Origin of the sequence: Staphylococcus sp. EG-SA-15, assembly GCF_017151895.1 — a bacterium.
Taxonomy (GTDB): domain Bacteria; phylum Bacillota; class Bacilli; order Staphylococcales; family Staphylococcaceae; genus Staphylococcus; species Staphylococcus aureus.
The window spans coordinates 25,058-49,631 of sequence record NZ_JACVZN010000002.1 but is presented as its reverse complement, the minus strand read 5'-3'; the positions used below and the strand labels follow the sequence as shown (position 1 = coordinate 49,631).

Here is a 24,574-nt window from a genome sequence, read left to right as displayed (position 1 = left end):
AGGTCATATTTAATGGCGTCAAAATATGGAATAAATGATATAGTAGAAATGAAAAAACAACATGCGTGTGGAACAAACCGTTTTAAGATTATTAGAATGGGTGCAGACATAAGAATTAAATGTGAAAATTGTCAAAGAAGTATTATGATTCCACGTCAAACGTTTGATAAAAAACTTAAAAAAATCATCGAATCTCATGATGATACACAAAGATAGGAGAATGATTAATGGCTTTAACAGCAGGTATCGTTGGATTGCCAAACGTTGGTAAATCAACATTATTTAATGCAATAACAAAAGCAGGTGCTTTAGCAGCGAACTATCCATTCGCTACGATTGATCCTAATGTAGGGATAGTAGAAGTGCCAGATGCTAGATTACTTAAATTAGAAGAAATGGTTCAACCTAAAAAGACATTGCCGACTACATTTGAATTTACAGATATCGCTGGTATTGTGAAAGGTGCTTCAAAGGGAGAAGGGTTAGGTAATAAATTCTTATCACATATTAGAGAAGTAGATGCGATTTGTCAGGTCGTTCGTGCATTTGATGATGATAACGTAACTCATGTTGCTGGTCGAGTAGACCCTATTGATGATATTGAAGTTATTAATATGGAATTAGTACTAGCGGACTTAGAATCTGTTGAGAAACGTTTGCCTAGAATTGAAAAATTAGCACGTCAAAAAGATAAGACTGCTGAAATGGAAGTACGTATTTTAACAACTATTAAAGAAGCTTTAGAAAATGGTAAACCCGCTCGTAGTATTGACTTTAATGAAGAAGATCAAAAATGGGTGAATCAAGCGCAATTACTGACTTCTAAAAAAATGCTTTATATCGCTAATGTTGGTGAAGATGAAATTGGTGATGATGATAATGATAAAGTAAAAGCGATTCGTGAATATGCAGCGCAAGAAGACTCTGAAGTGATTGTTATTAGTGCAAAAATTGAAGAAGAAATTGCTACATTAGATGATGAAGATAAAGAAATGTTCTTAGAAGATTTAGGTATCGAAGAACCAGGATTAGATCGATTAATTAGAACAACTTATGAATTATTAGGATTATCAACATATTTTACTGCTGGTGTGCAAGAAGTACGTGCTTGGACATTTAAACAAGGTATGACTGCACCTCAATGTGCTGGTATCATTCATACTGATTTTGAACGTGGATTTATCCGTGCCGAAGTAACAAGTTATGACGACTATGTACAATATGGTGGCGAAAGTGGCGCTAAAGAAGCGGGCAGACAACGATTAGAAGGTAAAGAATATATTATGCAAGATGGCGATATCGTTCATTTCAGATTTAATGTATAAACGATAGAGTGAAGTTAATTAAATAGTATATATGGAGAAGAGGCGGAATCAATTGTTCGCCTCTTTTAATTATGCGTATAATTTATTAAAAGAATGGAATAATTTTACTCGCGTTAATAATATCTTGAGTGCTGAAAAATTGTTTGCCTTCGCCAGTATAAGCAGGCTCTAAAACAAGATTAGCCTTTGCACAATAAAGCCATTCAGGATGAATGCCACTATTAAGTATCTCTTGGAATTCTTGAAAATCTTTAGACCAATCAATATTTAAATTCATTCCTTAACACCTCACAACTATTATAGAACATGCGTTCGCTTTTGTGAAGTGTATTTTTAAAAATATCATAGAAAATTTCAAATGAATTAATGTCAAAAATGATATGAAGAGTAGTTTGAATTATTATTGTAAAAAGTAATGGCGCATGATATAATTCTTTATTGTGAGTAATGAAAATTATTCCTTGCTTATCTGTTTTAAGATTGATAAGCCGTATAGACCACAAGGAGGTGCAAATATAAAATGAGAACATATGAAGTTATGTACATCGTACGCCCAAACATTGAGGAAGATGCTAAAAAAGCGTTAGTTGAACGTTTCAACGGCATCTTAGCTACTGAAGGTGCAGAAGTTTTAGAAGCAAAAGACTGGGGTAAACGTCGCCTAGCTTATGAAATCAATGATTTCAAAGATGGCTTCTACAACATCGTACGTGTTAAATCTGATAACAACAAAGCTACTGACGAATTCCAACGTCTAGCTAAAATCAGTGACGATATCATTCGTTACATGGTTATTCGTGAAGACGAAGACAAGTAATAATTAGAGGGGGCGTTTAAATGCTAAATAGAGTTGTATTAGTAGGTCGTTTAACGAAAGATCCGGAATACAGAACCACTCCCTCAGGTGTGAGTGTAGCGACATTCACTCTTGCAGTAAATCGTACGTTCACGAATGCTCAAGGGGAGCGCGAAGCAGATTTTATTAACTGTGTTGTTTTTAGAAGACAAGCAGATAATGTAAATAACTATTTATCTAAAGGTAGTTTAGCTGGTGTAGATGGTCGCTTACAATCCCGTAATTATGAAAATCAAGAAGGTCGTCGTGTGTTTGTTACTGAAGTTGTGTGTGATAGCGTTCAATTCCTTGAACCTAAAAATGCGCAACAAAATGGTGGCCAACGTCAACAAAATGAATTCCAAGATTACGGTCAAGGATTCGGTGGTCAACAATCAGGACAAAACAATTCGTACAATAATTCATCAAACACGAAACAATCTGATAATCCATTTGCAAATGCAAACGGACCGATTGATATAAGTGATGATGACTTACCATTCTAATAAAAATTAACGAAATTAAAGCGAAAAAATTATCAAAGGAGGCACACAATCATGGCAGGTGGACCAAGAAGAGGCGGACGTCGTCGTAAAAAAGTATGCTATTTCACAGCAAATGGTATTACACATATCGACTACAAAGACACTGAATTATTAAAACGTTTTATCTCAGAACGCGGTAAAATTTTACCACGTCGTGTAACTGGTACTTCAGCTAAATATCAACGTATGTTGACTACAGCTATCAAACGTTCTCGTCATATGGCATTATTACCATATGTTAAAGAAGAACAATAATATATAATTTATTGTCAAACCCCGTAGGCATAGGCTTACGGGGCTTTTTGTGTTTTGGGGTATAGAAAAAGGGCAAAAAAGGATGATGTGAATGTTTTGTGTTCGGAATTTGCACAAAGATATGTTTATATTGCAAAAATAATATGAATTTAGATGCATAAAAAAAGAGGCAACCGTCAGTAACAGTTAACCTCAAGTGCATTCCGCAGATATGCACCGCTATTTATGTATAATATTAATATGTTTTTAGATAAAAATCAAGGTTATTGATAAAGTTCTTTAAACTTCTTAATTTAGGTCTTGCTCGAACACCTATAATTTTATCATAAGTCGACTCGCTTATCTTTGATCGTAAAAAATCAAGGTTTTGTTCGAATTGCTTTATAATTCTTTGGAGTTCTGTTTTAGAATAAGAGAGACCAGAACAAATTAAAATTAATAAAATGAGATAATCAATTATTCTGTCGAAATCTAAATTGTGTATATCCATTTTTACTGCTAAATATTCTTTTAATCTATTACTTGTCTCTCCAGTTTTAAATCTACAGTCATAAAGTACACCATTGTGAGCTATAGCATTTCTTAAGCCTTTCATACAATCAATGATGTCACCTAGTATATCTTTACTTTGATCAAATGCTGGGGAGTATAATTTTAGTTGCTTTTGAGCTTCTATATTCAAATTTTGGGACATGCAACGAGTGAAAAACACCAGATTTCCCAAAGTGAATAATTCAAATACGGCATATAGTGGCACGGTTCTATCTTGATGTATGTAATGATAAATGTAAGGTTTCGAATTACAATGTTCATGGATCATGTCGTAAATATCTCTTCTTAGTCTAGTAGTATTTTTTAAATGTTTTTTATATTTTGAGCTACCGAGACTATAACTTTTATAATATGTTAATGATTTTTGAAATAAACTATCTAAATCAAAGCCAGAGTTTACACAAACTATTTCTAGCAATCTATTTTTAATAGCCGTTTCACAGAACATAACGTGTTTATAGAAAAGGCTTTTAATTTCTGTATCAAAACTGTATAAAGCTTGTAATTCGCTAAATTTTTCAAAATTAAGTTCTTCCTCTTTGTTTAAAAAGAAATTATACCCTTTGAATCCATGAAAATAGCCGATGTTTCGTAACTGGATTTTTTCCGTGCTACCATTTATTTGGATACCTTTATTGTCTCTTATATGTCTCATTAAACCATCAGTAGTTTTAGGTGTTTTTCTGTTCATAGTTTTTAACTCCCCAATCATTCAAATTTATTCATCATATCTTTCGCCATCTGATTAGTAACATGTGTGTATATCTCTAGATTTTTTTTATAATCTGAATGACCTACATGCTCTTGCATTGCTTTTAAGTTAATTCCTAATTGAGCAAGTGTAGATATATGCGAATGATGTAATGTATGCGTCGTTACAGGTTTCTTAATAGAACTAATATCAGCGCCCCCTTTAATAATGTGGCTAATTTTGTTCGAGTCGATAGGGCTACCAGCCGTATTTGTGAATATGTACTCTCTATCAATAAACTTATCATTCCAAGCATAAGTGTTCTTAATAAGTCGATGCTTTGGGTAGTGAGCCCTATGGCCTTATAGCTATTACTTCTTTCAGTTGTCTCCTTTACTCCGAATGCTCCCGTCTTTTTTCAGTTATCCAATTAATTGTACCATCGATATCTAGCGTTTTATCTTCATAGTTTATATTTTCTCTCTTTATTGCAAGTAGCTCACCGATACGCATGTCATTAGCAATTTGAAACTGTACCATAGCTTTTACCATTTTATAATTACGTTTTGTCGTTGGATATTTTTATACTTAATTACATAGTCGAAACAATCCAGTAACTCCTTATCTTCATTATCTTCATTATCTTCTAAAGTGTTATTACGTTTAGCTAGTAACGCATCACTATAGGGATATCTATTTTATCTATTACACATATAACTTTGAATTGCTTACTATTTTAAATTAACAAATTCTATTCTCTTAGATTTAGTCCAATTATGTGTAGACGATTTATAGTTATTAAATTCAGAGTGGTAGCAAATTAAAGTTAATCAAGAGTTAAGATGAATTTAATTCATGAACACGTCTATTATTTTTATAATTGTAGCAAATAAAGCTTTACATCAAGGAGGTAATTAAATATGTTCAAAAAAAATGACTCGAAAAATTCAATCGTATTAAAATCTATTCTATCGCTAGGTATCATCTATGGGGGAACATTTGGAATATATCCAAAAGCAGACGCGTCAACACAAAATTCCTCAAGTGTACAAGATAAACAATTACAAAAAGTTGAAGAAGTACCAAATAATTCAGAAAAAGCTTTGGTTAAAAAACTTTACGATAGATACAGCAAGGATACAATAAATGGAAAATCTAATAAATCTAGGAATTGGGTTTATTCAGAGAGACCTTTAAATGAAAACCAAGTTCGTATACATTTAGAAGGAACATACAGAGTTGCTGATAGAGTGTATACACCTAAGAGGAACATTACTCTTAATAAAGAAGTTGTCACTTTAAAAGAATTGGATCATATCATAAGATTTGCTCATATTTCTTATGGCTTATATATGGGAGAACATTTGCCTAAAGGTAACATTGTCATAAATACAAAGAATGGTGGTAAATATACATTAGAGTCGCATAAAGAGCTACAAAAAGATAGGGAAAATGTAAAAATTAATACTGATGATATAAAAAATGTAACTTTCGAACTTGTGAAAAGTGTTAATGACATTGAACAAGTTTGAAATTAAGTTAAATTAGTATATATAGTGTTTTATCGCTAATACTTTGAAAGTTAGGTATCTAAAGGTGCCTAGCTTTCTTTGTTATGATTAGCACCATCATATAGAAAATTCTTTAATGACGTTTATGCCGAAATCTACAAAAATAATTTCTCTTTTATGGTTAATCAATATGTTTTTACATTCGACAACCTTAAAATTAACTTCTTTCAATTCCATAATAAAGTCTCTATAAAATAACTTATTTTAAAAACGATTCGTATCTTTCAGATTCAAATACCATCATTTTCTCCTAATACTTACACTTTAATTACAATTATGTAAGTTGTTTTCAGAGGCATCCTATTTTATATTTTGTCAGAGGTGATCTTTTGAAAACGATTTTAAAAACAATAACATATCTTGCACTTACTATCATTGGCGCTTATGCTGCTTTATTCATTTTAAAAACAATAGACTCTCATGGTATAACAGATCAATTTAACCCATTAGTAAAGGAAGATGATTCTTATGTTAAAACGACAGAGGTGTCTACTAGAATGGATGATCAACTCCGAAGTTATACTCAAAGTGCTTTTAATAAAGAAGGGAAAGAGACGCAATTAATGTATACTGCTACATTTGATGTTAAACCGCATAGATACTTGAAAATTACACATAAAGGTCATCATGTAGAAACTTTTGAAGAAGTTGAAAAGGAAGAAGTACCTAAAAAAGCATTAGACAAACTGAGTCGATAATAGCATGCTTATATTACATGGTTCAATTATAAAATGAGTACGAACGAAAGTAACACATGATGATTAATTTAAAAATATTTGTAATAATTATGAATAAAATTAAAAACAAGGGGTAATACAATCTATATAGCATATAAGCTTTTGTTATGAGTTTCAAAAATAGGAAGAGAGAGTGATATTATGAAATTAAAATCATTAGCAGTGTTATCAATGTCAGCGGTGGTGCTTACTGCATGTGGCAATGATACTCCAAAAGATGAAACAAAATCAACAGAGTCAAATACTAATCAAGACACTAATACAACAAAAGATGTTATTGCTTTAAAAGATGTTAAAACAAGCCCAGAAGATGCTGTGAAAAAAGCTGAAGAAACTTACAAAGGCCAAAAGTTGAAAGGAATTTCATTTGAAAATTCTAATGGTGAATGGGCTTATAAAGTGACGCAACAAAAATCTGGTGAAGAGTCAGAAGTACTTGTTGCTGATAAAAATAAAAAAGTGATTAATAAAAAGACTGAAAAAGAAGATACAGTGAATGAAAATGATAACTTTAAATATAGCGATGCTATAGATTACAAAAAAGCCATTAAAGAAGGACAAAAAGAATTTGATGGTGATATTAAAGAATGGTCACTTGAAAAAGATGATGGCAAACTTGTTTACAATATCGATTTGAAAAAAGGTAATAAAAAACAAGAAGTTACTGTTGATGCTAAGAACGGTAAAGTATTAAAGAGTGAGCAAGATCACTAAAAAGATTCGTTGCATTAACGCTTGTAAAATGTCTTAATTTATATTAATTAATAAAATACCCTCACAACGTAATGTAATATATCCAGTATAGATTTGAAAGGATATATGCCAAACGTGTTGTGAGGGTTTATTTGCATCTATTTATCCATGCGAATATCGACTTCTTCTAAATGTTTCTGATATTCTTTAACCTTACTTTCTAAAAACATTTCATATGGTGCATCAAAGAAGTCAGCTAAATGCATGGCATCTTTAAATTTAGGTTCATGGTGATGATTCTCCCATTCCCAAATTTGATGTGCTTCATATTTAGTACCATATTTCTCATTTAATTGCTGTGCTAATTCGTCAATTTCTAAATTATGTTTAGTTCGTAAGTTATATAAAATATGCATATTCATTGTTCATTAACCTCGCTTCTTGATTTAAAATTCAAAGATGCTCTAATAATATGTGTATATTCTAGTCCTATAACATAAAATAATCAAGCTATGAATTCGGCAGAAAAAATAATGTAAATGTATATGATATTACCGGTACAGAGACTTTAAATAACGATAGCTACATTGAATAAAATTGATATTCAATTACTACTTTTAAAAATATTTGGATAAAAATAATTTGAATTTGTTTTAGAATTGTAAATAAGGGGTACTACTTAGAATAACGCAAAATAAATAGAAAAAGGAGACTGAAAATTATGTTTGGATTTATTGGAATGTTAATTGTCGGTGGCTTAATTGGATGGGCTGCTGGTGCTATTATGGGTAAAGATATCCCAGGTGGTATTTTAGGTAATATTATCGCGGGTATTATTGGATCATGGGTAGGTGGCAAACTATTCGGACAATGGGGTCCTGAATTAGGAAGTATTTACATCTTACCAGCTTTAATTGGTTCAATTATCTTTATTGCAATTGTAACGTTAATTTTAAGAGCTGTTCGTAAAAAATAAAATATTCAACTTAGGTTGAATTGAAATAAAGATGGCATTCAGTTGTCATCTTTTTTATTTGCGTGAAAATGGTCAATATGTATTATAATATTTGAAAATGTAGGTAAGATAGGATTAAAAAGTAATAAATTAACATGAGGAGAGGTTGGAAATAAAAAAGCGAGTATTTGACAAATAAAAAAAGGATGACGTTGGGTTGCGCCATCCAGGAGTATTATGTTCATGAATATAAAAGACTGTGTAGTCATTTAAGAACTACACCCATATAGTAACACATCACTTGATTAAAGACAATACTATTTTTAGAGTCATTAATTTAAAATATGAATTAATTCTTTTTTAGAAAAGACTATTAAGATTGATGCCGATTAAGTGGTCAAAGTGTTATGGTAGATATGAAATACATAAGGTAAGGAGTAATAGCATGACGATTTATTTAGTTAGACATGGTGAATCACAATCGAATTATGATAATAAACATTTTAGATCTTATTTTTGTGGACAATTAGATGTGCCGTTAACGGATACTGGCACAAAAAGTGCAGACGATTTATGTGATTATTTTAAAGAGAAACAGATTAAACATGTATATGTTTCAGACTTATTAAGAACACAGCAAACGTTTGAACATATTTTTCCATATGACATTGCATCAACGACTACGCCTCTATTAAGAGAACGTTCACTTGGCGTATTTGAGGGTGAATATAAAGATGAAATCAGTGCGAATCCGAAATATGAAAAATATTTCAATGATCCAAACTTTAAAGACTTTCGTCATAGTTTTTCACAAAAAGCGCCTGAAGGAGAAAGTTATGAAGATGTATATCAACGCGTAGAACATTTTATGAATCATGTTGTCAATGAAGATACACAAAAAGATGATATCGTCATTGTTGCACATCAAGTTGTCATTCGTTGTTTAATGGTTTATTTTAATAACGTTTCACGGGAAGAAGCTGTGGATTTAAAAGTTGAAAATTGCAAACCATATATCATTGAATAGAAGTATAGAGGTTCTGAAAAGCTGTGTTTTATAGTGGCCTTCAGAACCTTTTTGGCATTTGGAATTTAATGGGAATCATTCTTATCAACAGACTTACCACCAATAGATAATGTGATAATTGTGCTTGCGAACAAAATAATTGAAGTTATAAATGACGCTAATGTAAAAGGTGTAAATTGTGTGAACGATAATATCAATGATAAAAAGAACCAAGAGATAGCCCCAAGAAATTGTAAAATAGCAGAAGAAATTCTAAAACTCGTATAATCATATATAGCTAAAACAATTGAAGGTAATGCGACTAATACCATTATAATGATGTTGAGGGTGAATAAATATGGCTGTTCAAAAGTTACTGTGTTTGGACCTGTTGGATGCATGGCTGCTAAAAATAAGCAAACAATCGTTGATAAAATTGATAAGATAATAAAAGTAATTCGAACTTTCATCATGACCATCCTTTGTTTATAGAGTCAATATAAGTATGAAATATGTTAGATATATAGTCAAATGCGTCAACTAATGGGAATTTTGGCATAGATAGAGAATTTAAGACCAATAAAAAAGCATCAAACAGTAATATGCTGCTTGATGCCCAAATGATGACTTTAGCTAAATTGATTAGTCACTTTTAAAGATAAAGAATTGTCATGAATTAAAGCTCATGTAATGATGTGTTACATGTCGCAATGATGGCTTTCAGTTATTTATCGATAACATCACTCTTGATACCTTTAGATTTTAAGAAATCTTTAATTTTATCTTGTTGCTTTTTATTAACATCACCGGCATATTTTGTTGGCACGTCGACTACATTGATTTTATTTTGCGGTTGATAGCTAAGCTTTTCAATATCTTCATCAACATTGGCGATTGTACTATTTAAAGCTTTGAAGTAATTCATCATTAATTCAACGGGTTTCTTATATTCTTTAGGAATATTGTTTTCAGTGACAAATTTCTTGAAATGCAAATCGTTTTTAACAGCTAAGTTAGATAAGTGGCTAAGTGTTTCTGCTTGTTTTTCAGTCACTTTTGTTTGACTGTCAATTTGTTTATCTAGTTTATGTTGCATAATATATTTGTTATCAAGTATATCGCTATTTACAGACAAATACTTTTCTATAGCTTGCTTCATCTCTGCATCACTAATATCACTATTTTTCTTATCTGAGTTAAAGATATCTTTTGTTTCTAATTTTTTAGCGCTTTTAGGTGCATGGATGCCAGTACTTGTATGATGATCTTCGTTATCAGATTGATCGGACGCGCAACCTGTAAGAATTAATGTCGATGCTAAAAATGTACTTAGTAGTAATCTCTTTTTCATAATGTAATATAACTCCTTAGTTTATCTTTAATTGAAAAAATATGTATTCATGTTTAATAGAGTAACATTGAATTAGTTTGGAATTTCACGATGACCTTGCAATGACCATAGACGTAAATGATTACGTGCATGAGTTACTTTTTCTATCAATAATGCGTCGTTTTGAACATTGTTAAGGATAGCATTATCTATAAATAACTGCATAATTGGTTGTATCAATTTAGATGTAGGTATCGTACGTAAAAGCATAATGATTTCGTTCACATACTTTTCCTTCTCAATATCATTTTTCATATTGATTTGTTTGCGAGAGGTACATACTTTAAGCATTATCGCACATCTCGTTGTATATATTAAGTTTATCATAACATGATTTTATGCCAGGATAAAAAATAACAGCATCTTAACAAATGTAAGATACTGTCAGTAAAACTGTGAAAACTTTAGTTTCTGATAATATAGTCAAAGGCATTTAATGCTGCATTTGCACCAGCGCCCATTGAAATAATAATTTGTTTGTTCTTCTGATCTGTTACATCGCCAGCAGCAAATATTCCAGGTACGTTAGTATTATTGTTACGATCAATAACAATTTCACCACGTTCGTTTAATTCAACAGCATCGTTTAACCATGATGTGTTTGGAAGTAAACCAATTTGAACAAAGATACCATCTAAGTTAAGTAGATGTTCTTCGCCGGTGCTCATGTCTTCGTAACGTATACCTGTAACATGGTCTTCTCCGACAACTTCAGTAGTTTTGGCATTTGTTTTGATATCAACATTTGATAAAGAACGTAAACGATCTTGTAACACGTTGTCTGCTTTTAATTCGCTAGCGAATTCGAATAATGTAACATGATTAACGATACCAGCAAGGTCAATTGCTGCTTCAACCCCAGAGTTACCGCCACCGATAACTGCTACGTCTTTATTTTCGAATAGAGGTCCGTCACAGTGAGGGCAGAATGCAACACCTTTATTAATCAATTGCTCTTCACCTGGAATGTTTAGCTTACGCCAACCTGCACCAGTAGCAATAATGACTGTTTTACTTTCTAAGACAGCACCGTTTTCTAACGTAACTTTAATTGCTTCGTCAGTCTTTTCGATATCTGTAGCACGTATACCTGTCATTGCATCAATGTCATATTGATCAATGTGCGCTGCTAAGTTAGAAGAAAATTCAGAACCAGTTGTTTCTTTAACAGTAATGAAGTTCTCAATACCAGCAGTATCATTAACTTGGCCACCGATACGATCAGCAACTATACCAGTACGTAAACCTTTACGTGCTGTGTAAATCGCTGCACTACCACTAGCAGGACCACCACCAACGATTAAGACATCATAAGGTTCTTTATTTTCAAACTCAGATGCATCTGCCGTACTGCCTAGTTTCGAAAGAATATCTTGGATTGTCATACGACCATTGCCAAATTCTTCGCCATTTAAAAAGACAGCAGGGACTGCCATGATGTTTTCAGATTCTTCACGGAACACTGCACCATCAATCATAGAATGCGTGATGTTAGGGTTGATCACACTCATTAAGTTAAGTGCTTGAACGACATCAGGACATTTTTGACACGTTAAACTAATGAATGTTTCAAAATGGAATGAACCTTCTAATTTTTTAATTTGGTCAATGATTGACTGTTTTTCTTTAGGTGCACGACCACTAACCTGTAAAATTGCTAAAACAAGTGAGTTAAACTCGTGACCTAATGGAATACCTGCAAATGTTACACCTGTTTCTTCGCCAGGACGATTGACTGAGAAACTTGGTGTACGTTTTAAAGATTTTTCAGAAAGAGATAGTCTAGGTGACATATCAGTAATTTCTGTCAACAAATCTTTAAGTTCTTTGGATTTATCATCTGAACCAAGGCTGGCAACGAATTCAACGTTGCCCTCCATTAGTTCTAATAGTTGTTTAAGTTGTTGTTTTAAATCAGCATTAAGCATGGTTGTAATGCCTCCTTAGATTTTACCTACTAAATCTAAACCAGGTTGCAATGTTTTAGCGCCTTCTTCCCATTTAGCTGGGCATACTTCGCCAGGGTTTTTACGAACATATTGAGCTGCTTTGATTTTGTGAGCTAATGTACTAGCGTCACGGCCAATTCCGTCAGCGTTAATTTCAGATGCTTGTACAACACCGTCTGGGTCGATAATGAATGTACCACGTTGAGCTAAACCAGTAGCTTCATCTAATACATCAAAATTACGAGTGATTGTTTGTGATGGGTCACCAATCATAGTGTAAGTGATTTTGCTAATTGCATCTGAATGGTCATGCCATGCTTTGTGTACGAAGTGAGTATCAGTTGATACTGAGAATACATTTACGCCTAATTTTTGTAATTCTTCATATTGGTTTTGTAAGTCTTCTAATTCAGTTGGACAAACGAATGAGAAGTCAGCAGGATAGAAGCATACTACGCTCCAAGAACCTTTTAAATCTTCTTGTGTAACTTCTTTAAATTGATCTTTTTTTGGATCGAAAGCTTGCGCTGTAAATGGTAAGATTTCTTTGTTAATTAATGACATAAATATCTTCCTCCTAAGAATTTAAGTATGAATTAGAACTATCAATTGATTGCGCTTAATTATAATAATTCTAATCTCTTAGTTAGCATTATTACATTTTGATCCAGAATAGTCAACTGGATAACTTTGTAAAGTGAATGATTACTTTTAAAATAAAGAAAGATAATATAAAGTGCTTTGATAATGGATTTTGTAGTTGATGATTTAAAAGGTTGTGTCTATATTTAATATCTTGATTTTAATGTAAAAAATGTAAAAAAAGAAGATTTGTATTCTCAACTAAGTCAACCTTATTGATAATGGTGTGAGAATATTTGTTCGAGATGGATGAAGGTAATGAGTGAGAAACTGGATTTTTAAAGTATGAGACAATATTTTAAAAAGTTCAATTATTAACTTATAAGCAAATAATTGCTATAAAAAAGTTTGGACGTGTACAATTGCAATATGAAGATTTTAAATTAATTGTAAAGTATCGAGGAGTGGGTAACGTGTCAGAACATGTATATAATCTTGTGAAAAAGCATCATTCTGTTAGAAAATTTAAGAATAAACCTTTAAGTGAAGACGTTGTTAAGAAATTGGTAGAAGCTGGACAAAGCGCTTCGACGTCAAGTTTCCTGCAAGCATACTCAATTATTGGTATCGACGATGAGAAGATTAAAGAAAATTTACGAGAAGTTTCTGGACAACCTTATGTTGTAGAAAATGGCTATTTATTCGTCTTTGTTATTGATTATTATCGTCATCATTTAGTTGATCAACATGCTGAAACTGATATGGAAAATGCATATGGTTCAACGGAAGGTTTGCTAGTAGGTGCAATCGATGCAGCATTAGTTGCCGAAAATATTGCGGTAACTGCTGAAGATATGGGGTATGGCATTGTCTTTTTAGGATCATTAAGAAATGATGTTGAACGCGTTCGAGAAATTTTAGACTTACCTGACTATGTCTTCCCGGTATTTGGTATGGCAGTAGGGGAACCCGCAGATGACGAAAATGGTGCAGCCAAGCCACGCTTACCATTTGACCATGTCTTCCATCATAATAAGTATCATGCTGATAAGGAAACACAGTATGCACAAATGGCAGATTACGACCAGACAATCAGCGAGTACTATGATCAACGTACAAACGGGAATCGCAAAGAAACATGGTCGCAGCAAATTGAGATGTTCCTAGGAAACAAAGCAAGATTAGATATGTTAGAACAATTGCAAAAATCAGGCTTAATACAGCGATAGCAAGATACCAAAATAACCCGCCCCCCTCTAGCTTAAAATGATAAGTATAGCTAGAGGGGGCGGGTATTTCTTGCAATGAATTAGTGTGAAGTTAATGCAGCATTATCATTTGAATCGAAAGTATCTTTATCCCAATGTTTAGTTAACTTGGCGGTACCTGTACCAGCTAGCATTGAATCGTTCACGTTTAATGCTGTTCTACCCATGTCAATCAATGGTTCAACGGAGATGAGCACGCCGGCTAAAGCGACTGGCAAGTTTAACGTTGACAACACCAATATGGATGCAAATGTAGCCCCGCCACCGACGCCAGCAACGCCGAATGAACTAATAATCACGACAGCGATTAACGTTACAATAAATTGTAAATCAATTTCTACATTAGCGACGGGTGCGACCATAATTGCAAGCATGGCAGGGTAAATGCCTGCACAACCATTTTGTCCAATCGACAATCCAAATGTCGCAGCGAAATTGGCAATACCTTCTGGCACGCCTAGACGTCTTGTTTGTGTTTGTACATTCAATGGTAAGGCACCCGCGCTTGAGCGTGATGTGAATGCAAAGATTAATACTTCCAAAGTCTTTTTAACATAGCGAATTGGGCTAATACCTAACAGGCTTAAAATAATTAAGTGAATGATATACATCGTAATTAATGCAGCGTACGATGCGATTAAGAATTTTCCTAAAGTCCAAATGGCGCCAAAGTCACTTGTCGATAATGTGTTGGCCATAATTGCTAATACACCGTATGGCGTTAAACGTAAGACGAACGTCACAATCGCCATTACTAGTGAATAGATAGCGTCAATCGCACGCTTAAGCAATTCACCATGATCAGGTTGTTTGCGTGCTACGCGTAAATAAGCAAATCCTATAAACGAAGCAAATATCACGACAGCAATCGTGGAAGTTGCACGTTGTCCAGTGAAATCTAAGAATGGATTTTTAGGCAATAATTCCAAAATTTGTTGTGGTAACGTATGTGCTGTTAAATCTTTCGCTTGTTTAGCAATTTCGCTTCCACGTGCTTGTTCAGCGTTACCAAGGTTAATTGTTGATGCATCTAAACCAAACACCAAGGCATACACAACACCAACAATCGCAGCAATGGTGACAGTGCCAATTAAAAAGATAAAAATGAGACTACCAATTTTAGCAAACTTTTCTCCGATTTGAATTTTAGTGAATGCAGCTACAATAGAAATGAAAATTAAAGGCATCACAATCATTTGCAACAATGCAACGTAACCTTGTCCGACAATGTTGAACCAGTCACTTGTTGATGTAATAACATTCGAATGTGTGCCATAAATAAGATGCAATAACACACCGAATACTATACCAATCCCTAAAGCTGTAAACACACGTTTCGCAAAAGATATATGTTTGCGAGCCATCATGTGCAATATTACGATGAAAATCACCAATACAATAATATTAATCAGTGTAAGAAAAGCATTCATGAACGTCACTCCTCAAATTTTTGAATATAATTCCGACTAGTATGCTAAGAATAATATTAATTTTAAAATATTTCAAGAGGGCATTTGCAATTAAATGTAAACATGATGAAATTCGACCGTTGGCATAAGGGGATTTGTAAACAAATCGTTTTGAATTCAGTAGTGATAGGTGGAAAGGGTAAATAGTGTGATGAGCTAGTCGATTAAAGTTAATATTTGAAAATGAAGCAGGGCATTAAATGCAATAAATTAAATAAGTTGTCATTAAAGCATTAATAATAGAAATGATTTTAACAGGAAAAAAGTGATGAATATTTGGAAAAGATATATATCGTGCACTGTCATGAGAGATAAGATATGAGAAAACAAATTTATCCTTGAATCGAGATGTGGCTATGGCGGTTTGATAAAAATTGCTAACCTCATATTTATTGAATGAAAAGATAATAAATGATCAACCTTGAAAAGACGCTTCGAACAAACACGTTGTAAAAAATTCTGTCGAATCAAAATTAGCATCTTTTGAGTGTTCGTGTGTGCAGGTGGTAGTTCAAAAGCTACCGTAAACAAATATTTTTGTTTGAGCAAAAAGGCGTTTGTAGTAAATGTGAATATGAGTGTGCACTTGTGCGATTCGTCAGTTACTAACACAGCCAAACATTTAAATTGAATGGACTTATTAAGATGAATCTATTTAGAAGTACACAGAAGCCATCCCATTTAAAAGTAACATACTATAAAAATTTATTCAAAATTCAATATTAATCATAATGAATAATTAAAAAACCTGAAACAAATTAGTTTGATATGCTCTCTTCAAAGTAGATATTGAATGGAGTATATCAGCTTGTTTCAGGTTTTATGAATTGAGTATTAAATTTGAAAGTAAATTACAGTTCTATAGGTTTATAAAAAATCAGTTTTTAAATCAAAGCTATATATTATTGAGTATTAAATTTGTGTTCAAATCACAAGTTTACAGGTTGAATAAACGTGCGAAGAAACCTTTTTTCTCTTCTTGAGGTTTAGGTTCTGCCATTTCAGACTGTGAAGCTGTGCTGTCATTTTCTGCTTTCGCTTCCAATGAATCGTTAGAAGTAGCTTGTTTAGAAGCTTCTGCATGGGCTTCTGCTACTTGTTGTTCAGCATCATGTTGCGCTTCTGCATCTACTGTAGCTTCTTTATTTGAAGGCTCAGCTGCATTGTCATTTTTAGACTGCTCAACGCTGGCTTTTTCAATTGCTTCAGTTGCAGAAATTTGATCCTCTTTATCTACTTTAGTAGCAGTGCCATCGCCTGCATTTTCAGCATTAGTATCCGTTGCAGCATTTGCTGTTGACTCTTTCGAATCTTTACTGTCAGCTTTATCTTCAGTAACAGCATTATTTTCAACTTTATTTGTTGATTCAGCCAATACTTTAGCTTGAGATGCTTGTGCTTCTTGGATAGCCTCTTGTGATGTTTGGATGGCTTTTAAGGATTCGCTATTTGAATCGATTTTAGATGTAAGTTGATTTTGAAGTTCTTTTAATTCTTGTTGTTGCTGATGTACTTGATTCATCATTTGACCAAGTAGGTGACGTTCTTCGCGCATTTTCTGGATTTCTAGGCGTAAATCTTCTACTAGTTGAGCGACATTTTGATTAGTAGGTAAGTTTTTGTCATCGTTTTTGACAATGACTTGCAGGAAGTCTTTTTCTTTTTCTAATTCATCAAACGCTAGATCATAACTATTTGTTTGTTTTACTTTGTCGGCAATGTCTTTGAAAAGCTCGATATCTTCTTCTTTGAAATCAGTTGCTTCACGACCACGATATTCAGTCTTGCTTAGTTGGTAACCACGTTCTTCTAAATGTTGAACAATTTTACGGACTTGCTTCTCACTTAGTTCTACGCGTTGTGCAAATTCTTTAGTTAACATACTTTAAAGTCCTTTCTGCATATACTTTATGTATACTGACGTTTGTCTACGGGCAGTGAAACGTCAGTCTTGCTTCATACATAGTTTAAACGTTATTGTTAGTGATTTCAAGTTTGTTTAAAATGGTTTACGTAAATCCATTTCTTCTAATAAAGCATAAATAATTTCACGTGCGATACCATTGGCAAATACATACTTCAAAATATAATTTGATTTAACACTTGTACCGTAGATATCCTTTGTCAGTTTAATATTTTTCTTTAAAAATAAGTCCACTTTTTTAGTGTGACCATCATTAGTTGGATGAATGTAATCAATTTCAGTTTGTCTTTCAAATTGATGTTCGTATAAAAACTGTCTACGGTGTTCAATAATGAGTCCATTATCTTGTGTTAAATCTGCAGGTTCTTTAGGGACTTCCATCATTAAAAAGTTAATACTTCTAGAATGAACAAGGTTTGATAATAAGTTTAGTTCATGTTCAATCTGATGTAATGTTTGCGTCATTAACTCATCATGGTTGGGTAGGTCTTTTGCGAATAAATAAATTAAAAATGCTGAATTGGTTGTGGCTTCATAATGTGCAGTTGCTAGACTGACAACAACATCGTTTTCTAAGCCTACGATAAAGACATAATCGTTTTCGGTTTTGTTGTTTTCTAATGAGCGTTTGATGATACGTTTATCTTCAGTTAAAGATAAATTTAACTTAGTATCGTAAAGTTTAAGTGCTTCGTTGTAATGTGGATCTTTGACAGATTGAATGGTTTTAAATTCCATAAGAACACCTCCCCAATTTAAATAATATTATAGCATAATCGCCTGCTGTAAAAGACTGTTCATAAACTTTTAAATGGTATAAAAAACTGTACTATCTTAAATTAGACAGTACAGTAATCTCATTTTGAATTCAGTGTGATAACTAAGCTTTGGGACCTTTAGATGCTTCAGCAAAATGTGTAATATCAATCTCTTCATAAGCTGAATTATTTTCATGCACTTCTTGATGTGATGATTTGTCACGAACCGCTACAACTAACATTTTATCGTCTAAAATAAGTTGTTTATATTTTTCTAATTCATCAGGCGCTAAGTTGTAGCGTGATAAAACTGCATGTTCACCATCTTCTCCTGTTAACAGTTTAGTCATTCTATCACTAAATGTTCCACTTGTTGAGATAAGGGAGATTTCAGAGTCGTGTAAGTCATTTAGGTGTAATTTACTTTTACTAATAATTGTTAGCTCTGATTCTAAATAACCTTCAGATTTCTTTTGATTGATTACGTTGTATAATTCGCCAGTGTCATTTACTACAGTAATATCTGCCATAGTTGTCGCCCCTTTAAAAATTTGTTTATTTAATCTTTTACCCTTCTTATTTTAAAGTAAAACCCTTACATTATTAAGTTATAAGTCTTCATTCGCATTAAACGTCTCTGTACATTTATAAAACGATTAAAAGATTACCTAAGCAGTTATTGAAAAAATGCCGAAAATTTGCTATTATCGTTAAATAATTTACATAAACTCATATAATCTAAAGAATATGGCTTTAGAAGTTTCTACCATGTTGCCTTGAACGACATGACTATGAGTAACAACACAATACTAGGAGTAGCTTCAGCCATTAAATTGTAACCATAATGGGTGATTTATATCATTTTATATGATGGGCACAGTTTATTTGATGAAACTTCTTTTACATTGATTGCATGACAAATTCGTTATGCATGTTCGTTCACTCATAAACCCTGAAACTATTATTTAGTTTGGGGATTTTTTTGTATCTAGCACCAATTTAAGAGCAAAATGTTTCACACAAATCTGAGGAGGTTTTAAGAGTGGAGTTACTAGGACAAAAAGTAAAGGAAGACGGCGTTGTCATTGATGAGAAGATTTTAAAAGTCGATGGATTTTTAAATCATCAAATTGATGCAAAGTTAATGAATGAAGTTGGTCGCACTTTTTACGAGCAATTTAAAGATAAAGGGATTACTAAAATCTTAACCATTGAAGCTTCCGGTATCGCACCTGCAATCATGGCTGCACTGCATTTTGATGTGCCATGTTTATTTGCGAAAAAAGCAAAACCTAGCACTTTGACGGATGGTTATTATGAAACATCTATTCATTCATTTACTAAAGATAAAACAAGTACGGTCATTGTTTCAAAAGAGTTTTTATCAGAAGAAGATACTGTACTTATTATCGATGACTTTTTAGCAAATGGTGATGCTTCATTAGGATTATACGATATCGCACAGCAAGCGAATGCTAAGACAGCTGGTATTGGTATTGTTGTTGAAAAGAGTTTCCAAAATGGGCATCAACGTTTAGAAGAAGCAGGTTTAACAGTTTCGTCTCTCTGCAAGGTTGCTTCACTAGAAGGAAATAAAGTGACATTGGTGGGAGAAGAATAATGAAAAATTTAATCCTAAGTGTTCAACATCTTTTAGCTATGTACGCAGGTGCCATCTTAGTTCCAATCATTGTTGGTACAAGTTTGAAGTTTACACCTGAACAAATCGCTTACTTAGTTACAGTAGATATATTTATGTGTGGGGTTGCCACATTTTTACAAGCCAATAAAGTAACAGGAACAGGATTACCAATCGTTCTTGGATGTACATTCACGGCTGTTGCGCCCATGATTTTAATTGGTCAAACGAAAGGAATAGATGTACTTTATGGTTCGCTATTTTTATCAGGGATATTAGTTATTATCATCGCGCCTTTCTTTTCACATCTTGTAAAATTCTTCCCACCAGTAGTAACGGGTAGTGTTGTTACTATCATTGGTATCAATTTAATGCCAGTAGCAATGAATTACTTAGCTGGAGGTCAAGGTGCAAAGGACTATGGAGATGTTAAGAACATTTTGTTAGGTTTAATGACATTAATCATTATTCTTGTTTTACAAAGATTCACAACTGGATTTATTAAGAGTATTGCCATATTAATTGGACTCGTTTTAGGAACGATAGGTGCTGGCTTACTTGGGATGGTCGATATTAATCAAGTCAATCATGCCGGTTGGTTAGGCATCCCAGTGCCGTTTAGATTCTCTGGATTTAGCTTTGATGTGACATCGACGTTAGTGTTCTTTATTGTAGCTATCGTTAGTTTAATTGAGTCGACAGGTGTCTATCATGCGTTAAGTGAAATTACCGGTAAGAAGTTAGAAAGAAAAGATTTTCGTAAAGGTTATACTGCGGAAGGTCTAGCGATAGTGTTAGGTTCTATATTCAATTCATTTCCGTATACAGCCTATTCGCAAAATGTAGGACTTGTTTCTTTATCCGGCGCTAAGAAAAATAATGTTATATACGGCATGGTCGTGTTATTACTTATATGTGGTTGTATACCTAAGCTTGGTGCATTAGCAAATATCATACCGCTACCTGTGTTAGGTGGTGCGATGATAGCTATGTTTGGCATGGTAATGGCATATGGTGTTAGTATATTAGGACATATCGATTTTAAAAATCAAAACAATTTATTAATTATCGCTGTATCAGTAGGATTAGGTACTGGTATAAGCGCTGTACCACAAGCATTTAAAGGTTTAGGTGAACAATTTGCATGGTTGACTCAAAACGGAATTGTTTTAGGCGCAATCTCTGCAATTATTCTTAATTTCTTTTTTAATGGAATAAAGTATAAACAAACGGAAGAAAATGTGAAATAATATAACTAATTAATTTGAAAAATGGAGGCTGTTTTTAATGTGGGAAAGTAAATTTGCAAAAGAATCATTAACGTTTGATGATGTGTTATTAATTCCAGCACAATCTGATATTTTACCGAAAGACGTTGATTTAAGCGTACAATTATCAGACAAAGTTAAATTAAATATTCCAGTTATTTCTGCTGGTATGGATACTGTAACTGAATCTAAAATGGCGATTGCTATGGCTCGTCAAGGTGGTTTAGGTGTTATTCATAAAAATATGGGCGTTGAAGAACAAGCGGACGAAGTTCAAAAAGTAAAACGCTCAGAAAATGGTGTCATTTCAAACCCATTTTTCTTAACGCCAGAAGAAAGCGTTTATGAAGCAGAAGCATTAATGGGTAAATACCGTATTTCAGGTGTACCAATTGTTGATAATAAAGAAGATCGCAACTTAGTAGGTATTTTAACAAACCGTGACTTACGTTTTATTGAAGACTTCTCGATTAAAATTGTAGATGTAATGACGCAAGAAAATTTAATTACAGCTCCAGTGAATACAACACTTGAAGAAGCAGAAAAAATTCTCCAAAAACATAAGATTGAAAAGTTACCATTAGTTAAAGACGGACGTCTAGAAGGTCTTATTACTATTAAAGATATTGAAAAAGTAATCGAATTCCCTAATGCAGCAAAAGATGAACATGGTCGTCTACTTGTAGCCGCAGCAATCGGTATTTCAAAAGACACTGATATTCGTGCTCAAAAATTAGTCGAAGCAGGTGTGGATGTCTTAGTTATCGATACAGCACATGGTCACTCTAAAGGCGTTATCGATCAAGTGAAACATATTAAGAAGACTTACCCAGAAATCACATTAGTAGCTGGTAACGTAGCAACTGCAGAAGCAACAAAAGATTTATTTGAAGCGGGTGCAGATATTGTTAAAGTTGGTATTGGCCCAGGTTCAATTTGTACGACGCGTGTTGTAGCAGGTGTTGGTGTACCACAAATTACAGCAATTTATGATTGTGCAACTGAAGCACGCAAACATGGTAAAGCTATCATTGCTGATGGCGGTATTAAATTCTCAGGAGATATCATTAAAGCATTAGCTGCTGGTGGACATGCGGTTATGTTAGGTAGCTTATTAGCAGGTACTGAAGAAAGTCCAGGCGCAACAGAAATTTTCCAAGGTAGACAATATAAAGTATACCGTGGTATGGGCTCTTTAGGTGCGATGGAAAAAGGTTCAAACGACCGTTACTTCCAAGAGGACAAAGCGCCTAAGAAATTTGTTCCTGAAGGTATCGAAGGACGTACGGCATATAAAGGTGCTTTACAAGATACAATTTACCAATTAATGGGCGGAGTGCGTGCTGGTATGGGTTATACTGGTTCACACGATTTAAGAGAATTACGCGAAGAAGCACAATTCACACGTATGGGTCCTGCTGGTTTAGCAGAAAGCCACCCACATAATATTCAAATTACGAAAGAATCACCGAACTACTCATTCTAATTAAGATAAAGGAGAACGACAAATATGGAAATGGCAAAAGAACAAGAGTTAATCCTTGTCTTAGACTTTGGTAGCCAATACAACCAATTAATTACACGCCGAATTCGTGAAATGGGCGTTTATAGTGAATTACACGATCATGAAATTTCAATTGAAGAAATTAAGAAAATGAATCCAAAAGGTATTATCTTATCAGGTGGTCCAAATTCAGTTTATGAAGAAGGTTCATTTACAATTGATCCGGAAATATATAATTTAGGAATTCCAGTACTTGGTATTTGTTACGGCATGCAATTAACTACTAAATTATTAGGTGGTAAAGTTGAACGTGCCAATGAACGTGAATACGGTAAAGCAATCATTAATGCGAAGTCAGATGAGTTATTCGCTGGCTTACCAGCAGAACAAACTGTTTGGATGAGTCATTCTGATAAAGTTATTGAAATTCCAGAAGGCTTTGAAGTTATCGCTGATAGCCCAAGTACAGACTATGCAGCAATCGAAGATAAGAAACGTCGCATTTATGGTGTTCAATTCCATCCAGAAGTACGTCATACAGAATATGGTAATGATTTATTAAATAATTTTGTCCGTCGTGTTTGTGATTGTAAAGGTCAATGGACAATGGAAAACTTTATCGAAATCGAAATTGAAAAGATTCGTCAACGCGTAGGAGACCGTCGTGTATTATGTGCGATGAGTGGCGGCGTAGATTCATCTGTTGTAGCTGTACTATTGCATAAAGCAATTGGGGATCAACTAACATGTATCTTTGTAGACCATGGCTTACTTCGTAAAGGTGAAGGCGACATGGTTATGGAACAATTCGGTGAAGGGTTCAACATGAATATTATTCGTGTTAATGCGAAAGATCGTTTTATGAATAAATTAAAAGGTGTTTCAGATCCTGAACAAAAACGTAAAATCATTGGTAATGAATTTGTATATGTATTTGATGATGAAGCATCAAAACTTAAAGGTGTAGACTTCCTTGCGCAAGGAACACTATATACAGACGTCATCGAATCAGGTACTAAGACAGCACAAACAATCAAATCACACCACAATGTTGGTGGATTACCAGAAGACATGGAATTCGAATTAATCGAACCAATCAATACATTGTTTAAAGATGAAGTACGTAAATTAGGTATTGAATTAGGTATTCCAGAACATTTAGTGTGGAGACAACCATTCCCAGGACCTGGTCTTGGTATTCGTGTACTTGGAGAAATTACTGAAGATAAACTAGAAATCGTTAGAGAATCAGACGCGATTTTACGCCAAGTGATTAGAGAAGAAGGTCTTGAAAGAGAAATTTGGCAATACTTCACAGTGTTACCAAACATTCAATCAGTAGGTGTTATGGGAGACTACCGTACGTATGATCACACAGTAGGTATCCGTGCAGTAACATCTATCGACGGTATGACAAGTGATTTTGCACGCATCGATTGGGAAGTCCTACAAAAGATTTCTAGTCGTATCGTAAACGAAGTAGATCACGTCAACCGCGTAGTCTATGACATTACATCAAAACCACCAAGCACAATCGAGTGGGAATAATTATATTTAATAATATAACCCTTTAACATTAATTGTTAGAGGGTTATTTTTAGCTCGAAATTTAAAGGAAAGGTTAGGCTGGAATTACCGTAATTATGCGGTTTCCAGCC

At 33.5% G+C, this 24,574-nt stretch carries 28 protein-coding genes, 2 pseudogenes and 1 riboswitch; of the genes and pseudogenes, 16 read left to right on the top strand and 14 right to left on the bottom strand.

Features of this window, described 5'->3' with window-relative positions; all coding sequences use genetic code 11:
* Positions 1–12: 12 nt before the first annotated feature.
* Both IDG64_RS02275 and ychF read left to right on the top strand, forming a co-directional pair.
* On the top strand, positions 13–216 hold the full coding sequence (locus IDG64_RS02275) for a DUF951 domain-containing protein (RefSeq protein ID WP_000157345.1): 204 nt from the start codon (positions 13–15) through the stop codon (positions 214–216).
* A gap of 11 nt (positions 217–227) precedes the next feature.
* The gene (gene ychF / locus IDG64_RS02270) at positions 228–1,325 is read left to right on the top strand and encodes a redox-regulated ATPase YchF (protein ID WP_001218732.1); all 1,098 of its coding nucleotides are present in this window, start codon (positions 228–230) and stop codon (positions 1,323–1,325) included.
* An 85-nt stretch (positions 1,326–1,410) separates the two neighbouring features.
* Here the strand turns inward: ychF and IDG64_RS02265 are convergent, their stop codons facing one another.
* Positions 1,411–1,602 (bottom strand): hypothetical protein, encoded by a 192-nt coding sequence (locus IDG64_RS02265; RefSeq protein ID WP_001052483.1) that lies wholly within the window; start codon positions 1,600–1,602, stop codon positions 1,411–1,413.
* A gap of 243 nt (positions 1,603–1,845) precedes the next feature.
* On the opposite strand from IDG64_RS02265, the gene rpsF reads away from it, so the two are divergent.
* From rpsF to rpsR, 3 genes are read left to right on the top strand one after another with little or no spacing between them, the layout of a single operon-like run.
* Positions 1,846–2,142 carry a 30S ribosomal protein S6 gene (gene rpsF, locus IDG64_RS02260; protein ID WP_001261460.1) on the top strand — a complete coding sequence of 99 codons (297 nt, stop codon included), beginning with the start codon at positions 1,846–1,848 and terminating at the stop codon, positions 2,140–2,142.
* A gap of 20 nt (positions 2,143–2,162) precedes the next feature.
* A complete protein-coding gene (gene ssb / locus IDG64_RS02255) occupies positions 2,163–2,666 on the top strand; it encodes a single-stranded DNA-binding protein (protein ID WP_000934799.1) in 504 nt (167 codons plus the stop codon).
* Positions 2,667–2,717: 51 nt separating this feature from the next.
* Positions 2,718–2,960 (top strand): 30S ribosomal protein S18, encoded by a 243-nt coding sequence (rpsR, locus tag IDG64_RS02250; protein WP_000897044.1) that lies wholly within the window; start codon positions 2,718–2,720, stop codon positions 2,958–2,960.
* A 235-nt stretch (positions 2,961–3,195) separates the two neighbouring features.
* Here rpsR and IDG64_RS02245 read toward each other — a convergent pair whose 3' ends face one another.
* Entirely contained in the window at positions 3,196–4,203 is a 1,008-nt protein-coding gene (locus IDG64_RS02245; RefSeq protein WP_001080632.1) for an Abi family protein, read from the bottom strand.
* Between the two features lie 17 nt (positions 4,204–4,220).
* Positions 4,221–4,918: pseudogene (locus tag IDG64_RS02240) on the bottom strand (tyrosine-type recombinase/integrase); the annotation flags it as partial.
* 205 nt (positions 4,919–5,123) lie between these two features.
* On the opposite strand from IDG64_RS02240, the gene selX reads away from it, so the two are divergent.
* The 3 genes from selX to IDG64_RS02225 all read left to right on the top strand — a co-directional run bounded on the left by selX (position 5,124) and on the right by IDG64_RS02225 (position 7,225).
* Complete coding sequence (gene selX, locus IDG64_RS02235) at positions 5,124–5,735, top strand: staphylococcal enterotoxin-like toxin X (RefSeq protein ID WP_000473943.1); 612 nt, start codon at positions 5,124–5,126, stop codon at positions 5,733–5,735.
* A gap of 368 nt (positions 5,736–6,103) precedes the next feature.
* Entirely contained in the window at positions 6,104–6,472 is a 369-nt protein-coding gene (locus IDG64_RS02230) for a YxeA family protein (RefSeq protein ID WP_000849163.1), read from the top strand.
* Positions 6,473–6,652: 180 nt separating this feature from the next.
* Positions 6,653–7,225, top strand: a complete 573-nt coding sequence (locus tag IDG64_RS02225) for a PepSY domain-containing protein (protein ID WP_000769722.1) — start codon at positions 6,653–6,655, stop codon at positions 7,223–7,225.
* Between the two features lie 137 nt (positions 7,226–7,362).
* On the opposite strand, the gene IDG64_RS02220 is transcribed toward IDG64_RS02225, so the two are convergent.
* Positions 7,363–7,626: a helix-turn-helix domain-containing protein gene (locus tag IDG64_RS02220; RefSeq protein WP_001055897.1), complete on the bottom strand. Its 264-nt coding sequence runs from the start codon at positions 7,624–7,626 to the stop codon at positions 7,363–7,365.
* Positions 7,627–7,925: 299 nt separating this feature from the next.
* Here IDG64_RS02220 and IDG64_RS02215 point away from each other — a divergent pair, with 299 nt between their 5' ends.
* Positions 7,926–8,180 (top strand): GlsB/YeaQ/YmgE family stress response membrane protein, encoded by a 255-nt coding sequence (locus IDG64_RS02215; protein WP_000466746.1) that lies wholly within the window; start codon positions 7,926–7,928, stop codon positions 8,178–8,180.
* A 38-nt stretch (positions 8,181–8,218) separates the two neighbouring features.
* Here IDG64_RS02215 and IDG64_RS02210 read toward each other — a convergent pair whose 3' ends face one another.
* Entirely contained in the window at positions 8,219–8,428 is a 210-nt protein-coding gene (locus IDG64_RS02210) for a hypothetical protein (RefSeq protein WP_000211679.1), read from the bottom strand.
* 176 nt (positions 8,429–8,604) lie between these two features.
* Between IDG64_RS02210 and IDG64_RS02205 the strand changes: the two genes are divergently transcribed.
* Entirely contained in the window at positions 8,605–9,186 is a 582-nt protein-coding gene (locus IDG64_RS02205) for a histidine phosphatase family protein (protein WP_000158389.1), read from the top strand.
* 65 nt (positions 9,187–9,251) lie between these two features.
* Here IDG64_RS02205 and IDG64_RS02200 read toward each other — a convergent pair whose 3' ends face one another.
* The 5 genes and pseudogenes from IDG64_RS02200 to ahpC form a co-directional block, all read right to left on the bottom strand.
* Positions 9,252–9,635: a hypothetical protein gene (locus tag IDG64_RS02200; protein ID WP_000868263.1), complete on the bottom strand. Its 384-nt coding sequence runs from the start codon at positions 9,633–9,635 to the stop codon at positions 9,252–9,254.
* Between the two features lie 254 nt (positions 9,636–9,889).
* Positions 9,890–10,516 (bottom strand): NDxxF motif lipoprotein, encoded by a 627-nt coding sequence (locus tag IDG64_RS02195; RefSeq protein ID WP_000746687.1) that lies wholly within the window; start codon positions 10,514–10,516, stop codon positions 9,890–9,892.
* Positions 10,517–10,588: 72 nt separating this feature from the next.
* Positions 10,589–10,825 (bottom strand): annotated as a pseudogene (locus tag IDG64_RS02190) (hypothetical protein); the annotation flags it as partial.
* Positions 10,826–10,959: 134 nt separating this feature from the next.
* Positions 10,960–12,483: an alkyl hydroperoxide reductase subunit F gene (ahpF, locus tag IDG64_RS02185; RefSeq protein ID WP_000930487.1), complete on the bottom strand. Its 1,524-nt coding sequence runs from the start codon at positions 12,481–12,483 to the stop codon at positions 10,960–10,962.
* Positions 12,484–12,498: 15 nt separating this feature from the next.
* Entirely contained in the window at positions 12,499–13,068 is a 570-nt protein-coding gene (gene ahpC / locus IDG64_RS02180; RefSeq protein WP_000052781.1) for an alkyl hydroperoxide reductase subunit C, read from the bottom strand.
* A 491-nt stretch (positions 13,069–13,559) separates the two neighbouring features.
* Here ahpC and nfsA point away from each other — a divergent pair, with 491 nt between their 5' ends.
* Positions 13,560–14,315 (top strand): oxygen-insensitive NADPH nitroreductase, encoded by a 756-nt coding sequence (gene nfsA, locus IDG64_RS02175; protein WP_001289311.1) that lies wholly within the window; start codon positions 13,560–13,562, stop codon positions 14,313–14,315.
* Positions 14,316–14,395: 80 nt separating this feature from the next.
* Here nfsA and IDG64_RS02170 read toward each other — a convergent pair whose 3' ends face one another.
* A complete protein-coding gene (locus IDG64_RS02170) occupies positions 14,396–15,784 on the bottom strand; it encodes an L-cystine transporter (RefSeq protein WP_000991007.1) in 1,389 nt (462 codons plus the stop codon).
* Positions 15,785–15,868: 84 nt separating this feature from the next.
* Between IDG64_RS02170 and IDG64_RS02165 the strand changes: the two genes are divergently transcribed.
* Positions 15,869–15,970 carry a hypothetical protein gene (locus tag IDG64_RS02165; RefSeq protein WP_001789518.1) on the top strand — a complete coding sequence of 34 codons (102 nt, stop codon included), beginning with the start codon at positions 15,869–15,871 and terminating at the stop codon, positions 15,968–15,970.
* A 790-nt stretch (positions 15,971–16,760) separates the two neighbouring features.
* Here IDG64_RS02165 and IDG64_RS02160 read toward each other — a convergent pair.
* The 3 genes from IDG64_RS02160 to IDG64_RS02150 form a co-directional block, all read right to left on the bottom strand.
* Positions 16,761–17,705 carry a prolipoprotein diacylglyceryl transferase gene (locus IDG64_RS02160; RefSeq protein WP_000956142.1) on the bottom strand — a complete coding sequence of 315 codons (945 nt, stop codon included), beginning with the start codon at positions 17,703–17,705 and terminating at the stop codon, positions 16,761–16,763.
* A gap of 117 nt (positions 17,706–17,822) precedes the next feature.
* Complete coding sequence (locus IDG64_RS02155) at positions 17,823–18,485, bottom strand: hypothetical protein (protein ID WP_000394698.1); 663 nt, start codon at positions 18,483–18,485, stop codon at positions 17,823–17,825.
* Between the two features lie 142 nt (positions 18,486–18,627).
* The gene (locus IDG64_RS02150; protein WP_000763768.1) at positions 18,628–19,035 is read right to left on the bottom strand and encodes a general stress protein; all 408 of its coding nucleotides are present in this window, start codon (positions 19,033–19,035) and stop codon (positions 18,628–18,630) included.
* A 179-nt stretch (positions 19,036–19,214) separates the two neighbouring features.
* Positions 19,215–19,317: riboswitch (purine riboswitch) on the top strand.
* A gap of 230 nt (positions 19,318–19,547) precedes the next feature.
* Here IDG64_RS02150 and xpt point away from each other — a divergent pair.
* From xpt to guaA, 4 genes are read left to right on the top strand one after another with little or no spacing between them, the layout of a single operon-like run.
* On the top strand, positions 19,548–20,126 hold the full coding sequence (xpt, locus tag IDG64_RS02145) for a xanthine phosphoribosyltransferase (RefSeq protein ID WP_000421406.1): 579 nt from the start codon (positions 19,548–19,550) through the stop codon (positions 20,124–20,126).
* Positions 20,126–21,394: a xanthine permease PbuX gene (gene pbuX, locus IDG64_RS02140; protein ID WP_000793023.1), complete on the top strand. Its 1,269-nt coding sequence runs from the start codon at positions 20,126–20,128 to the stop codon at positions 21,392–21,394. The genes xpt and pbuX overlap by 1 nt, the downstream gene beginning before the upstream one ends.
* A 37-nt stretch (positions 21,395–21,431) precedes the next feature.
* Positions 21,432–22,898: an IMP dehydrogenase gene (gene guaB / locus IDG64_RS02135; RefSeq protein ID WP_000264071.1), complete on the top strand. Its 1,467-nt coding sequence runs from the start codon at positions 21,432–21,434 to the stop codon at positions 22,896–22,898.
* Between the two features lie 24 nt (positions 22,899–22,922).
* Positions 22,923–24,464 carry a glutamine-hydrolyzing GMP synthase gene (gene guaA / locus IDG64_RS02130; protein WP_000424963.1) on the top strand — a complete coding sequence of 514 codons (1,542 nt, stop codon included), beginning with the start codon at positions 22,923–22,925 and terminating at the stop codon, positions 24,462–24,464.
* Positions 24,465–24,574: the final 110 nt, after the last annotated feature.